This window comes from Butyrivibrio hungatei NK4A153, assembly GCF_000424465.1.
In the GTDB taxonomy this organism is placed as follows: domain Bacteria; phylum Bacillota; class Clostridia; order Lachnospirales; family Lachnospiraceae; genus Butyrivibrio; species Butyrivibrio hungatei_A.
On record NZ_KE384199.1, the window covers coordinates 1 to 15,384 of the forward strand.

Consider the following 15,384-nt stretch of genomic DNA (forward strand, 5'->3'; position numbering starts at 1 on the left):
GTATTTGGAAGCATTGGAAAACTCCACAGAATAGAGCTAAGAATTTGATGAAGCTGGACGTACCAAGATGGGCGGCGTATAATATCGCCTACTGCGGAGACAGATATGCAAGACTCGCTCACAATGGATGGGTACAAAAGGCTATAAGTACAAAGAGACTAACCTCATTTGGATTAGTCTCAATGTTAGATTACTACACCGAAAAGTGTGTTACTTGTTAAGTTGATTGAACCGCCGTGTACCGAACGGTACGCACGGTGGTGTGAGAGGTCGGAATTTCTCATTTATGAGAAATTCCTCCTACTCGATTCCCCATAATCCTCCAAAAAGCGCTACTTTTGGAGTGACTTAATTAGCTACCATATATTCAATGACTGACGAGATGTGAGATAGTTTGTCGTCATCCAGATGACACAGGTTATCTACCGCACTGCTTAACTTTTTGGGAAAAGAAGTTTGGTAATTAAAATAATCATTTGGTGTGATACCAAGATAATCGCAGATCAAGAAGAAATTTTTCATTGAAGGAAGCGATCTGCCATTTTCTATACAATTGATGTAACCGGCGTTCTGTCCTATAGAAAGGCTCATGTCTCGAGCCGAAACTCCCTTTTGCATTCTTAATTTTGAAAGACGGATTCCAAAATTATTATTATATACTTCACATACTGATTTCATTGCAACCCCTCCTTTTATGGCGTTTTTCTCTTAATTATATCGAAGTATAAACGTAACAAATGTGTAACATTATATATACATCATAACAGATACGACAAAAAAATGCACCATATTTGAGTAAAAACAATATAAATTTTTTTTCCTTAAACGATACAGGTGTGAATAAAATGCGATAACTGCGCGAAAAGCAAACATTAATAATACACAAAAAAATATGAAAATATTTGTTAAAGTGATTGTTGCATTTGGGAGCGCAGTCTTATATAATTCATTGGTATGAAGCATTAAAACATATGTTATGTTGGGAAAACACACATGGTTGTTTAGATAAACATGGTTTATTAAGAAAGTTACACAGACATTAATTGTGGTTCTTTAGATGAATGACTGTGCGAAAAGAACAAAAAAGGGGATGATTATGATTAAGAATAAGACTAGACTAATGAGTTTGATTCTGACATTCGGTATGGTAATCGGTACTATCGGTGCAGGATCGTTAGACGTTAAAGCTGAATCACTTGGATCAACAATCCGCCTCGAGGATACGGGGGCAGAACTTGCCGATAACATCGAAAGAGGCAGATGCCCATATACATGGGTTAAGGTTGACAGTTCTTCATGTCCTGTACTTAATCCTAAGGGTGGAATGTACAGTATCATGTATGATCTCAGATACTTTTCAAGTGGAAACAGTTTCTCAAAGGATGGATATAACAGTTCAAACGGATGCGGCGGAAACAAGAATCTGACTGAGCATCCGAATTTCCTTAAAGCATTTGAGAATACACTTTCAAATGCAAGAAAGAACGGAACATCACTTGTACTTAGATTCTCTTATGCAAGTGACAAGACGGTAGGAAATGAGCCCGGTTTGACAAAAGACGGTGACTCAACGGTGTACCACAACACAGAGCTTATCCGTCAGCACATTAAGCAGCTCAGCGAAGTCATCAACAGGAACAAAGATGTTGTTCTTGCTGTTGAGTGCGGAATGTTCGGACCTTGGGGTGAGATGCATTCATCAATGTATGATATTGATAAATGTAACAACTATGATCCTCAGTTCTCAAATGCGATCATAGACAGATGGCTCAATAAGCTTGATCCCAGTATCAAGGTACTTGTAAGAGCGCCCAAGCATCTTATGGGATATTACGGATATGCAAATGACGCAGCAGGCTTTAACGCAGCAGTTGCAAACGGAAGTCTTAAGCTCAATCAAAGGCTTGGAATGTATAACGACGGATATCTCGGAACATCTACCGATTACGGAACATTCGGTGAAGAGAACGAATGGCCTTATATCACTCGTGATAAGGGCATAGATATGCTTGAAAAGCTCACAGAGGTTCCTTACGGCGGTGAGTGCGCATATGTTGACCGCGATACATTAAAGTCACATGGCTCACCTATCTATGACGGTTCCAAGTTTATGTCAGAGCTTTACAGAACACACCTTTCATACCTCCACAATATCAACAGTGAGGATGAGGTGCTTATAAGTGAACTTAACCATGTTGATGTATCCAAGTCGGATCTTGTTAAGGGACTTGACGCATCAGATGTTGCACCATACATCGACCATTCATACAGAAAATTCATGCGTGATCACATGGGATACAGAATTCTTGTAAAAGAGTCAAAGCTTTCTTCAGAGGTAAGCAAGGACGGCACATTTACAATGAGCGGTTCAATGAAGAACCTTGGCTTTGGTAACTTCCTTACAAAGAAGTATACGGAAGTAATCCTTAAGAACGGTGACAAGACATATGTGGCAAGCGTTGATTCATTTAACGCAAACGACCTTACATCTCTTGCTACCAAGAACTATAAGTGGACATTCTCTGTTCCTTCAGACATCGCTTCCGGAAATTGGGATGTTTACATTAGGATCAGAAATAACAGAAATACACAAGAGGCTTCCGCAAAGACAGGTATTCGCTTTGCTAACCCTGATTGCTTCAATGACGGTATCCGTGCAAATAAGATCGGTACTATCAAGGTTTCAGGCGGAAATAGCAAGGGTGGTTCTGAATTCAAAGAGGTTCGTTAACAATTAGTTTTTTATAGAATTCCGGGGAAGCATGTGCTGCCTCGGAATTTTTTTGGAAAAAATCTCAAAGAAATGTTCGTAAACGTTAAAACAAATGTTGCAAATGTGAAGCAAATTGTATATAATTTAATTATAGAAAAAGCCAACAATCCAGTAAAACTGAATAATTGCATATATTTGCTCACAGGTGTACGAATTTTGTAAAAAGTTACACAAACATTAAGATTAACAGCTTATAAAAGAAAGAGTATCAGAGTGCTTCACAGAAGGAAAGAGAGAAAAATTTTTTGCACTTGTAATGTGGTATTTCAAATATAGAGTGAAAAAACTTGGGGGGAACGAGTTTTTTATACCTCGACGGACACGACTGGGCAAGCAGAAGTGTTTCGCACCGTAAGAAATTATTTGGACGATCCATTAACCTTATGGTTATTAAAACAATGAAGCCTGTGAAAGCAAAAAACATTTGAGAACTAACTAATTGTATAAGCTCAATACCACATGTACAGCTTACGGTGCGGATCTTGCCAAGTCATAATTTTACTTAACATTTTTCGTGATGAAAGATGATAAATATAAAACAATCTGAAAAGGTGATATATAGATGAAAGTTGGAATAGATGCACATATGCTCGGATGCGCGAGCGAGGATGAGAGCTTTTATAGGGGAATATTGGATGCTCTCAAGCCTGACAAGGGGGACGTGTATTATCTTTTTGTCGAAAAAGATGCCGATATATCAAGGTACATGAAGAAGTTTAAAGTTGTACCTTTTAGAAGCAATAACGCTTTTACAAGAAATTTTTTTGAATTAACAAGTTTTTGTTATAAATACGATCTGGATGTTCTTCACACTCTGCACTACGTGCCTTTTAACAGTCCGTGTCCTGTGGTGTGTACCATAAATGACATTTCTTTTGAACATGAAAAGAATAAGAACAATGTTAATAAGGTTGAGTATCTGAAGAATAAGCTTATGATCCCGTTTTGCGCAAAGCATGCGGATAAAGTGGTAACCGTCTCGAATATCAGCAGACGGGACATTGCAAACACATATGATGTTTCGCAGAAAAAGATTGAAGTTGTAGGCAATGCGGTTTCATCCGAGTTCAGGATTATGGACGACGATGAACTCGATGAGCTTGATGTAAGGGGAAAGTATGACATTGGATATTCACCGTTTTTGTTGTGTGTCGGTGATACCCGGTCAGAAAAAAACATCTTAAGACTCATAGACGCTTACATTATGTATAAAGACAGGTGGGATACAAACATCCGCCTTGTGATCGTAGGAAAGAATGATCTTTATGACGATCTGTACGAAGAATTTGAGGAGTATGAAGACGAGATTATTTTCGCAGGATGCAAGAACAGACTTGATCTTGCGGCTCTTATAAACGAGTCGGAAGGTTATATTTGTCCGGCATTTGTAGAAGGTGCGGGGGTATCGCCTATTGAGGCGCTTAATTGCGGAAGACCGATAGCTGTGGCTGATATGCCTCATGCGCATGAAGAACTCGGCAACAGAGCAATTTATTTTGACCCTTATGATGAAGAAGACATCTATGAGGGTATTTGCAGACTTGTCGACGATCCGATCGAAGCTGAGATTCCCGAAAGTTCATGGGAGGACAGTAGCAGACGCATGAAAAAGATATATCGTGACGCAGCAACGGAGATGTGAAACTAACGATTTTAACTTACAAAGGAAGAACCAATGCTTAATATAGTAATACCCATGGTCGGTGGCAGTAACAGATATGCGGAGTCTTTTTACGAAACTCCCAAGCCACTTACCGATATATTCGGTCATCCGGTGATCGAATATGTGACTCAGAATATCAGACCTAAGTGTGAGCATAGATTTATTTATGTTTGTCAGGAAGATCACATCGAACGATTCGAGCTTGACAGGATTCTAAGAGAAATAACACCCGACTGCGAGATTATATCTACCGATGCAACTACCGAAGGAGATGCCTGCACGGTGCTCCTTGCGGAGGAATTTATAGATAATGATGATGAACTTATGATTGCAGGCTGTGCGCAGGTTATTGATACGAATATAGATGCATATCTCGATGAAATGAGAGATTATGACGGACTTATCATGACAACGCCGGCTAATCAGCCCAAGTGGAGCTATGTCAAATATGATGAAAACGGACAAGTGACACTCGTCAGGGAAAAAGAGGATATGTCAAACGAAGCAATCGTTGGAATCTTTAATTTTAAGAAGGGTTCTGACTTTGTGAAATATGCATACAGGATGATAGTCAATGATGTGAGAGAGAACAATGAATTTGGCGTTGCTCCTGTATATAACGAAATGATAAATGACGGAAAGAGGATCAGTTTCTGCAACGTTGGGGCAGATATGCATGGATTCGGGGGGAATGAAGGCATGAGTGCCTGCATGCAGCTTGATCTGTGTACAGATTTCTTTTGAGTTAACCAATGATTGGTAGGGGACATGGGATTAGTTGATAATAAAGAGATTACAGTTATTGTACAGGGAGACGTAGATGGGGAAAAAACGCCGATATGCCTGCAGAGCATAAGGCGTGCGCTCCCGGGAGCATTTATTATATTATCTACATGGGAAGGAACTGATGTAGAAGGTCTTGAATATGATGAAGTTGTTTTTAGCGAAGATCCTGGCGGATTTGATGAGTTCAATGTGCCGTTTTCGCCTAAGAACAACATCAACAGACAGATTGTGTCGACTTATCACGGTCTTTTGAAAGCAAAGACTGTCTATGCGCTGAAGTTACGAACAGACTTCTATCTGTGCGACGATGGATTCAAAGATTATTTTAATATATATAACAGAGAATGTACCGAATACAAGATTTTTGAGCACAAGGTGATATGCTGCGAGCTCTATTCGAGAAATCCGCGGTACATTTTTTCGGATATGAAAAGAGCTTACCATCCTTCGGATATTTTCTTTTTTGGATATACGAAAGATCTGGTGAGGCTTTTTGATGTTCCGTTGTTTTCCAAAGAAGACGAAGAATACATGATGTGGAAGTATTATCCGAATAATTCCATATCAACATTCAGGTACGATGCGGAGTCGTATCTGTGGATGAATCTTGTAAATAAAGGCATAAGTTTCAAAGCGCCCGATGATCTCGAGAAATACACAAGGGAAGATATAGACAGGAGCGAAGCGACTTTTGCGGCAAACCTTATAATCCTAAGTAACGACGATATCGGACTTAAGACGCTTTCTAACAGTATCTACAGGAAAGAGGCTGTGCCGCAGAACTGCTATACTCACGAGGACTGGGAGAAACTCTATGCTTTCTATTGCTGCAACGATGCCAAGGAGTACATCAAGTACTTATTGCTTATTTTTGTAAAAAATCTTTCATTTTTGCCGGGATATTTTTTTAAGAATCTGCTCTTTAATGGAATTAAAAAGGTCATGCCGAAGGGCTTTAAATCCTTTTTGCACCCTGCTTACAACAGATTTAAGGGCTTTCTTAACAGGATTGGGAAAAGAAAATTCGATAAGATGTACGCTGTCGACTATTACAACGAGATCATAGACAGCAGGGATATAGGCGTTGTCGTTCAGGGAATGGTGAGAGATACGACCGGTGAGACGGTTAAGAGCATAAGAAAGCACCTTCCGCATGCACAGGTTATTCTGTCAATCTTCGAGGGCGAGAGCGCAAATGGCATTGATGCGGATATCGTAGTAATGAGTAAGGACCCCGGTACATGCGGCTTTATCAGGAAATATCCGCATGAGCAGAGGAACAACGTAAACAGGGAAATTGTTTCGAGCCGCGCGGGAATTGAGGCATGTACGAGAAAGTATTGCATTAAGATGCGAAGCGATATGATCCTTACGGGTTCTGATTTTCTTGATATATATAACAGGGTTTCGAGGTACGTCACCACGGAGTCGGTTGTCTCAAGAAGGATAATGGTCGAGGCGCTTTCGACTTCCAAGAGCGGAGTGCTTAACTTTGGCATTTCCGACTGGTGGTATATGGGACTTAGGAACGACCTGCTAAAGCTTTTTTCGGCAGATCTTTATAAGGATGTGGGGAAAAGAGATTACAAGAGCGAATACAGATGCAATCTGACGCCGGAGCAGTATATTGCGTATAACTTCTATGTGAACAGTTTTACACCGATTTTTTCTGATTTCGTCGGACTTATGAATGTGACGGATGATTCTTCGCAGCTTCGAAGGGAGTATGAGAAGTTTCTTGCTAATAATTTCGTTTGCGTCGAGTTTCCGATAAGCAAGGTTGTGCTTCCAAAAGCGCTCTACATCAACAATTCGGCGGCCTACAAATATAATGCAAGTTACGGCGACTGGCTTAAACTCTGCAGAAAATACAGGACGCTTGATAATGTTGTGGTAAAAAGAGAGCTTGCGTATCTTGGAATGAATTACAAATTGAAATATAAGGTAAATCCTGATTATTTCAATATCCTTAAGTGGAGCAGTGTTGTAAGAAATTATAAGAATACGGTGACGGAAGAGTTTGCGGATGTTTTGGCCGATGTCAGGGCAGAAGAGCTGACATTTTTGGTTACGGGCGGAATCGAAGTTTCAGGTGAGCTTAACACAATCGCATGTCTGCATTCCATTAAGAGATTTTTCCCCGGAGCTTCAATCATTCTCGGAACCTGGGATGATGAGACGGTTCCTTCGCATATCAAGAAGCTGTGCGATAAGATCTGTTTTGTGGAAAAGAAAAAGTCTCCGAGAGTCAGTATTCATCTGGGCGATTCGGACGATGATGAAATAAACGATATAAATATGGTTCAGAGCCTCAACAGTACGGCGCTTAAGATGGTCAAGACAAAGTACTGTGTAAAGATGGAATCCTGCCATGTTTTCAAGAACTCGACGCTTCTTGATTTTTATAATTACTGGAAGAAGATCATGGATTCGTATAATCCTGAGTACAAGATCTTTGATGAGAGAGTTCTTTTTATAAACGAGCGAATGTATGACGGCAGGAATACGGACGGTAAACTTGTCGGTGCAATCCCCGATTCATTTCAGATGGGAAGGACTTCTGACCTGATGAAGATATGGGATGGCCATGCGGAAACTGACAGCGTGCTTAAATACTACAGCACGTTCCCGCATACGAAGTATTCAAACTCTGAGAAGTATAACAGTCTTTATATCAGGGAGCAGTGTCATTACATCAATCTCATAAGAAATGCGAACAAGAAAGTTCCCGTTCCGAGGTGGTACGAGGATGACGGTTCTTTTGAAAATATTCTTGCGTACGAAGCGGTTCTTAGTTCAAACGCCATGATCGGAAGCAGTGATGATCTGGGAATTATGAAAAAAGGCGGCTTTACGGAGGATAAGCGCTTCATGGGCTTTGAAACGCTACTTGGCTTGTATATTGTAAACGTTGACCGTGACAACAAGGAGATTCACGAGTATCTGAAGAATTATTACAGTGCTTCCGCGGTCTGCAAAAAAGATAAGGAGGCGCATTCGACTCTTATGAAGGCGCTGCTTTACGGCGACAGGTACGGATATGATAAGAAGTACTGTGCGCTGATGAAGAAGATTGGGCAGGTGTGAGTGGCAAGGCTTGTCTCGGAATGAGTGCGCCTTGTAAAAATTGATCAAATTAAGGCTACGTTAAGATTCACTTCAATCTACGGAAATGTATTTTATTTATCATGGTTTTATCAAAACAAAGGAGATGAAACTAATGGTGAAAAGAGTGCTTTCGGTAGTTGGAGTGATTTTTTTGTATTTTTTGGTGTTTTTTATTGGAATACTGGGATTTCAGGTTTTTGCGGAAGGGAGGCTCCTGCTGACTGAGGAACAGCTTGATCACTACAGCGGCTCTTTTGGGACAGTTGTAACAGTTTTGTTTGTTGTTTGGTTTTCGCATGTAAAGGGAATATCCAAGGATTTGGAGTTAAGGAAAGACAGAAGCTTTATCAAGATGATCGTGGTAGCAGTTTTTTCTGTTTGTATTGGTATGATACTTTTTAACTCTTTTGTCGGTTTTTTACTTAACGGGATTTTTCCTGTAACAGAAGATGTAGTACTTGATGAAACAGCATTTGATCATATAGTTACAATCCTGATAGCACCGGTGGCGGAGGAATATTTTTTTAGGAAGGGCTTATACGGTTATGTCAGAGAAAAAATAAATATCCCTATTGCAGTAATCTTAACGTCGTTGATATTTGCCGAACTTCATGGTTACCACCTTCAGGGATTTCTTTCAGTCTTTTTCAGCGGAATATTATATGCACTGATCTATGAGCATAGTGGTAATATTATGTATAGTATATGTGCGCATATGATGCATAACGCATCTGCGAGTATCATGAATGCTTTTGAAAGGCATGGCGTGCAGCTAAGCTATAATCTGAACGGATATATTATATATACGTTGCCTGTGCTTCTTACGGCAGTTCTGCTGGTTACGATAATACTGATAAAAGGAAGAATGAAAATTGGAAAAAGAAAAATACAAAGTACTTGTAGTTGACGATGAGCCTCAGATAGCGGGACTTCTCAAGGTGTGTCTTGAGATGCATGGCATGGAAGTGAGCGAAGCATATGACGGAAACAGCGCCTATGAGATGTTTGACAGAAGGAGCTTTGATCTGATAATAACCGATGTGATGATGCCTGTTATGGATGGTTATGAGCTTGTTGAAAAGATAAGACTAAAGAGCCATGTACCTGTTCTTTTCCTTACTGCCAAGGGCGATGTTCTTGACAGGATAAAGGGGCTTAATATCGGAGCGGATGATTATATAGTTAAACCTTTTGACCCGATGGAAGTTGCGGCAAGAGTATTGTCCACACTTCGAAGATGCTACGGATATGATGGGCAAGGCAAGGCTGTGGAACTTGTATGCGGAAGCCTTAGATTGGATGTTGATCTTAAGAGACTTTATAAAAATGGTGAAGCTATAGAACTGACAGCGCTGGAATACCGCATGGTTGAGTGCTTCATGAGCAATATCGGACATGTGCTTACCAAAGACCGAATATACGAGGCGGCATGGGAAAGCGATAAATTCCCCGATGACAACAGTATCATGGTCGCGATAAGTAAGCTTAGAAGCAAGATATCGGATGACGGCGCTGAGTATATCCACACTATCAGAGGGCTGGGATATAGGATGGAAGAAAAATGAAAAAAGAATATAGCAGGAAACTTCAGGTATTTCTTAGATTTTTGATCGCGATTGTTATTCTGTTGATGCTTCTTTTTAACAGGATAAGAGATTTTATAAAGGGGGTTATTGCGGGATGGTTCGGCAAAGAAGGGCTTGGAGATGGACTTAAGACACAGGTTAATGTTGCAAGTGTGATTTTTATCCTGATTATATTTGGCGTGATTTCTCATATCGCAAAGAAATATATTTCAGATCCTTCACGAAGAATCGCAGACAGTATGAATAAGGTAAGCGGCGGCGATCTTGATGTCAGACTGGAAGCAAAGGATAGCTTTGAGTTCGGCGAGATGGAAGAAGCTTTCAACAACATGGTAGTGGGGTTAAAAGAAGCTCAGACGCTCAGGGAAAAAAATGATGAGCATAACAGACAGCTCTACGCAGGAATAGCTCATGATCTCAAGACTCCAATGACGATGGTAATGGGATATGCCAAATTACTTAAGAAAGAAGATATATCTGACGAGGAGCGAAAACGCTGCCTGACTGTAATAGAACAGCAGATAGAAGCTGCGAATGTGCAGCTTGAGGATATGCTGGAGTACTCCAAATTTGGAAGTGCAAGTTATAAGATTATTCCCGAAGAGGGCAATATTGCGGCGCTTCTTAGAGGAATTCTTGCGGATATGTTTTATAAATTCGAAGAGAAAAAACTTGTCCTTAATTTGGAAATACCTGACACCGTGATCTGTAAATATGATCACTCGCAGATGCGCCGAGTTTTTTCCAACCTTATAAACAATGCCGTCAGACATAATCCTGAGAATACGACCATAAAGGTCACTATGACAGAAACGGGCGGTGGAGTTGAGGTTGTTGTTGCCGATAACGGCCCGTTTTTGGATGAAGAACTCAAGGCGCATATTTTTGAGCCATATATAAAAGGTAAAAACGGCGGAAGTGGCTTGGGGCTTTCGGTGGCTAAAAAGATCATGGAACTTCATGGCGGAATGCTGGAATATGTGGAAGATGCGGAGAGCGAATTTAAGAGGTTTGTTGCCGTGGTGTGAAGGATTGGAGTGGTACAGATGATTATTAAGAATGCATCTGCATTTACGGAAGACGGTAGATTTATTAAAAAAGATATATTTGTGGATGGAGAATACTTTTCTGACAGTTGCCAAAACGGCGGCTGTCAGAATGCCAAGATAATTGATGCGAGCTCCTGCTATGCGATTCCGGGACTTGTGGATATCCATCTGCACGGCTGTGATGGCGTTGACTTCTGCGATGGGACAATAGAGTCGATTGAGAAGATTCTTGCATATGAGGCAAAGAATGGCATAACTACGGTTGTGCCTGCGACAATGACGCTTGCGGAAGATGAGCTTATGAAAATAATGAAGGCTGCTGCTGAGTATAGGAGAGAACAGGACAGAGATGACAGCAACCTATATAATGAAGAGTATAGAAGAGAGGCTACGAAAGTGGGGCTCTCTTATTTTCATGGAATAAACATGGAAGGTCCATTTGTATCTGCAAAGAAGTGTGGCGCGCAGAATACGAAGTATCTCAGAAAGCCCGATATAGATATGTTTAACAGACTATATGAGGCATCGAAAGAGTGCATCAGATTCTGTGATATAGCACCCGAAGAAGATACTCCTTCAATGGATTTTATAAAAGAAGTTTCTAAGAAATGTACGATTTCGCTTGCGCATACCGATTGCGACTACGATACCGCAAAACAAGCTTTTGAAAGCGGAGCGTGTCATCTCACGCATCTGTTTAATGCAATGGCACCGTTAGGTCACAGGAATCCCGGCCCAATCGCGGCTGCTGCGGAGAAAGACAAAGTAATCGCTGAGCTAATCTGTGATGGCGTTCATGTTGCGGCACCAATGATAAGGACTGCGTTCAAACTTTTTGGACGAGAGCGGATAGCGCTTATAAGCGACTCTATGATGGCAACTGGTCTTGGCAATGGAGAGTACGAACTCGGAAGACAGCCTGTATCTGTAAGAGGAAATGAAGCGCGCCTTAGCGACGGCGCAATTGCAGGTTCTGTGACGAATCTCATGGGATGCCTTAAATATGCAGTTAAGCAGGCAGCGATTTCTCTCGAAGATGCCGTATATTCGGCAACCGTAACTCCCGCCAAGGCAGCAGGCTGCTATGATGTTACAGGCTCTATCACTCCTGGCAAGTACGCAGATCTGGTGCTTCTTGATAAGGAGACACTTGATGTGAAGATGGTGATTGCAAGAGGTGTTGAAGTTTAAAAATGGAAAGCATGATTCCAAGACACAAAAATAACCGCCCTCTGCCTCGCAAACATAGAGCGGTTATTTCTTAACCATTTTATATTTCAGGGCTAACCGTCTATCGGTAGCACCTTTTTCAATTCATATATTACCATCACGGTTCATTATCGTCAAATAATCATTTCCTTTTATTCCACAATATAATTCCGTATTATCCCTCTTACAGTCTGCTCAAGGTGCGGCTTAAGCTCTTCCAGCGAAACAGGATCGTTGTACATGATGGCGCTGTAGCCGGTTGAGCCTACAAGCTCTATGATGAGGAAGAGCATTACTTCAGGATCTTTGAACTTGTGACCCGATTCTTCAAGCATCTTGTTGTAGATGGTGCCAAATTCATCGTCTGAATTGCTTACATTTGTATTGAGTGCTTTTTTGAATACTGCCCAGCTAAGATCTTTGTAGATGAAGGAAAGAAGTCCCTTATTTGTCGCAAGTGAATCTAATGCATAATTCATTATAAATATTAACCTGTCATCAAATTCTGTCAGGTTTTCATGGCTGAGCGCTTCATGAGCCTGCATGAACAGCTGGCTTGACTTGTGAGCGATAAGCCTGTTGCGGATGTCATATTTATCCTTAAAGTATAAGTAGAAAGTTCCTTTTGCAACCCCTGCTCTTTCTACAATGTCCGATATGGAAGTCTTGTTAAGTCCCTTTGAAGTAAAAAGCTCAAAGGAAGTGTTCAGTAGTCTTTCCAGTTTTGCTTTTTTGTTTTGGTCTGCTTTTCCCATTTTTTCACCTTTCTCTTTTCAAATTAAATATAACATAAATTTAGGAAAGTTATTAAGACAAAAATAGTGGATTCATTGACATGGAAAAATGAATGTACTAGAATAGCTTTGTTAGCAATAACTAACAATGTGTAAAATCAGATAATCCCTCTTTTGATAATCAGGCATTTTAATCGGTTATTGAAAGGGGATTTTTGCGTTGAATGGGGGAAGACGAGAGGAGTAAGCAAAAGATAATAAAGTTTGGGAAATCTTCTCTTTTAAAATGTTGACTAATGGTCATAAAAGTGTTATACCATAAATGACCGATAGTCAATAATTTCAATGGAGTAATAGTATGAAAAAGATTTCTCGAATAATTGTCAAATTAAGATATCTGATACTCTTGGTTGCAATCGGGCTCCTTATCCCGGCTGCGATCGGATATATAAATACGAGAGTAAACTACGATATTTTGTCGTACCTTCCCAAGGACATCGAGACTATGAAGGGGCAGGATATCCTGCTAGATCAGTTCGGAACCGGCTCTTTTGTCCTGTATGTGACTGAAGGTATGGAGGAAAAAGATGTTGCGGCTCTGAAAGCAAAGATAGAGCAGGTGGATCATGTTGAGAACGTGCTCTGGTACGATTCTCTGATGGATCTGTCGATACCCATGTCGATGCTTCCGAGCGATGTATATGATGCGTTTAACAGCGGAGATGCGACGATGATGTTCATTGTATTTGATGACGGAACATCCGCCGACACAACATTGGAAGCAGTAGAAAATATCAGGAAAATTTCGAATGAGCAGTGCTTTATGAGCGGAATGAGCGCTATAGTGGCCGACCTTAAGAGCATTACAATTTCGGAGACACCTATATACGTTGTAATGGCGGTTGTACTTGCTGTGATAGTTCTCTCAATCACAATGGATTCCTATCTTATTCCTGTGTTTTTCCTTCTGAGCATAGGAATGGCGATAGTCTACAACATGGGAACCAATGTGTTTAACGGAGAGATTTCTTTTATCACTCAGGCGCTGAGCGCGGTACTTCAGCTCGGAGTCACCATGGATTATTCGATATTCCTGTGGCATAGCTATCAGGAAGAACTTGAAAAGAATGACAACAGAAACGACGCGATGGCAAATGCCATAGCCGCAACATTTAAGTCTGTTGTCGGAAGTTCAATTACATCGATTGCAGGCTTTTTGGCGCTCTGCTTTATGACGTTCACACTTGGAACGGATCTCGGAATAGTAATGGCCAAGGGTGTAATATTCGGCGTTGTCGGATGCGTTACCATTTTGCCGAGCATGATACTTATCTTTGATAAGGCGATTGAAAAGACAAAGCATAAACCTCTTTTGCCCGAATTCGTAAGAATACCGAAGATGGTGGCAAAGCATTACCTTGTATTCTTCATCATCTTCCTGGCACTCATATTCCCTGCGGTTTACGGAAACAACCGCACTAAGGTTTACTACAACCTGACGGATACGCTTCCCGACAAGCTTGGAAGTATACAGGGGTCAAAAGAGATTGATGAGAAGTTCGACATGAACTCCGCGTATATGATCCTTGTTGATAAGAACCTCGACAGTGTTTCCATGAATAAGATGATAAAAGAGCTCAAGAATACCGACGGTATCATCTCAGTGCTCGGAATCGACGCTATCATGGGACCTGCATTTCCGAAAGAGTTTATTCCTGAGGAATATTTCGATGCGCTCGAAAGCGATGATTGGAAAGTAGTTCTTTTGACCACCGATTACAGAGTGGCTTCAAACGAGATAAACGCTCAGATTGATGAGGTTCAGCGCATAGTAAAAGGATATGACAAGAAGGCGATGGTTGTCGGAGAATCGCCTTGTACCAAGGATCTTATAGATATAACGGATCATGACTTTAAGGTTGTAAACGCGGTTTCTATCGGATTTGTGTTCCTGATAATCGCACTGGTACTTAAGTCTTTGTCACTTCCGTTTATATTGGTTGCGGTAATTGAATTTGCGATTTTTGTAAACATGGGAATTCCTTATTATACGGGAACGGTCATACCTTTCATATCATCAGTTGTCATAGGAACCATCCAGCTTGGAGCTACTGTTGACTATGCGATCCTGATGACTACGAGGTACCTGTCGGAAAGAAACGCGGGACATGATAAAAAAGAAGCGACTCTTATTACGCTGACTACCTGTATGAAATCAGTAATTGTCAGTGCACTCAGCTTCTTTGCGGCAACATTCGGAGTGGGACTTATCTCAAGTATCGATATGATCGGCTCTTTGTGCAATCTTATGTCGAGGGGCGCGATTATCAGCATGTTCACTGTTTTGCTGGTGCTTCCCGCGATGTACATGATATTCGACAAGATAATAATAAAGACTACACTTGGCGTGAATCCGGGTGCAAAGTCACAAGATAAAATTACAGATTGTGTTAATAAAATAGCGTGAGGACAGAAT

At 40.9% G+C, this 15,384-nt stretch carries 11 protein-coding genes and 1 pseudogene; 10 read left to right on the top strand and 2 right to left on the bottom strand.

Going from position 1 to position 15,384, the window contains the following annotated elements; genetic code table 11:
• Nucleotides 1-221 (top strand): annotated as a pseudogene (locus G628_RS19065) (group II intron reverse transcriptase/maturase); the annotation flags it as partial.
• Between the two features lie 127 nt (nt 222-348).
• Here the strand turns inward: G628_RS19065 and G628_RS0115420 are convergent.
• Complete coding sequence (locus G628_RS0115420) at nt 349-678, bottom strand: helix-turn-helix domain-containing protein (RefSeq protein ID WP_034462185.1); 330 nt, start codon at nt 676-678, stop codon at nt 349-351.
• A 418-nt stretch (nt 679-1,096) separates the two neighbouring features.
• Between G628_RS0115420 and G628_RS0115425 the strand changes: the two genes are divergently transcribed.
• From G628_RS0115425 to nagA, 8 genes are all read left to right on the top strand, one after another.
• A complete protein-coding gene (locus G628_RS0115425; RefSeq protein ID WP_027209517.1) occupies nt 1,097-2,731 on the top strand; it encodes a DUF4832 domain-containing protein in 1,635 nt (544 codons plus the stop codon).
• Nucleotides 2,732-3,335: 604 nt separating this feature from the next.
• Nucleotides 3,336-4,415 (top strand): glycosyltransferase family 4 protein, encoded by a 1,080-nt coding sequence (locus G628_RS0115430; RefSeq protein ID WP_026667778.1) that lies wholly within the window; start codon nt 3,336-3,338, stop codon nt 4,413-4,415.
• 33 nt (nt 4,416-4,448) lie between these two features.
• The gene (locus G628_RS0115435; RefSeq protein WP_027209518.1) at nt 4,449-5,180 is read left to right on the top strand and encodes a glycosyltransferase family 2 protein; all 732 of its coding nucleotides are present in this window, start codon (nt 4,449-4,451) and stop codon (nt 5,178-5,180) included.
• Nucleotides 5,181-5,204: 24 nt separating this feature from the next.
• Nucleotides 5,205-8,309, top strand: a complete 3,105-nt coding sequence (locus G628_RS0115440) for a WavE lipopolysaccharide synthesis family protein (RefSeq protein ID WP_027209519.1) — start codon at nt 5,205-5,207, stop codon at nt 8,307-8,309.
• Between the two features lie 133 nt (nt 8,310-8,442).
• Complete coding sequence (locus G628_RS0115445) at nt 8,443-9,237, top strand: CPBP family intramembrane glutamic endopeptidase (protein ID WP_027209520.1); 795 nt, start codon at nt 8,443-8,445, stop codon at nt 9,235-9,237.
• Nucleotides 9,203-9,895 (top strand): response regulator transcription factor, encoded by a 693-nt coding sequence (locus tag G628_RS0115450; protein WP_027209521.1) that lies wholly within the window; start codon nt 9,203-9,205, stop codon nt 9,893-9,895. Before G628_RS0115445 ends, G628_RS0115450 begins: the two co-directional genes overlap by 35 nt.
• A complete protein-coding gene (locus G628_RS0115455) occupies nt 9,892-10,944 on the top strand; it encodes a HAMP domain-containing sensor histidine kinase (RefSeq protein WP_027209522.1) in 1,053 nt (350 codons plus the stop codon). The genes G628_RS0115450 and G628_RS0115455 overlap by 4 nt, the downstream gene beginning before the upstream one ends.
• An 18-nt stretch (nt 10,945-10,962) precedes the next feature.
• Complete coding sequence (nagA, locus tag G628_RS0115460) at nt 10,963-12,156, top strand: N-acetylglucosamine-6-phosphate deacetylase (RefSeq protein ID WP_027209523.1); 1,194 nt, start codon at nt 10,963-10,965, stop codon at nt 12,154-12,156.
• 170 nt (nt 12,157-12,326) lie between these two features.
• On the opposite strand, the gene G628_RS0115465 is transcribed toward nagA, so the two are convergent.
• The gene (locus tag G628_RS0115465) at nt 12,327-12,929 is read right to left on the bottom strand and encodes a TetR/AcrR family transcriptional regulator (protein WP_027209524.1); all 603 of its coding nucleotides are present in this window, start codon (nt 12,927-12,929) and stop codon (nt 12,327-12,329) included.
• Nucleotides 12,930-13,266: 337 nt separating this feature from the next.
• On the opposite strand from G628_RS0115465, the gene G628_RS17725 reads away from it, so the two are divergent.
• On the top strand, nt 13,267-15,375 hold the full coding sequence (locus G628_RS17725) for an efflux RND transporter permease subunit (RefSeq protein WP_034469012.1): 2,109 nt from the start codon (nt 13,267-13,269) through the stop codon (nt 15,373-15,375).
• Nucleotides 15,376-15,384: the final 9 nt, after the last annotated feature.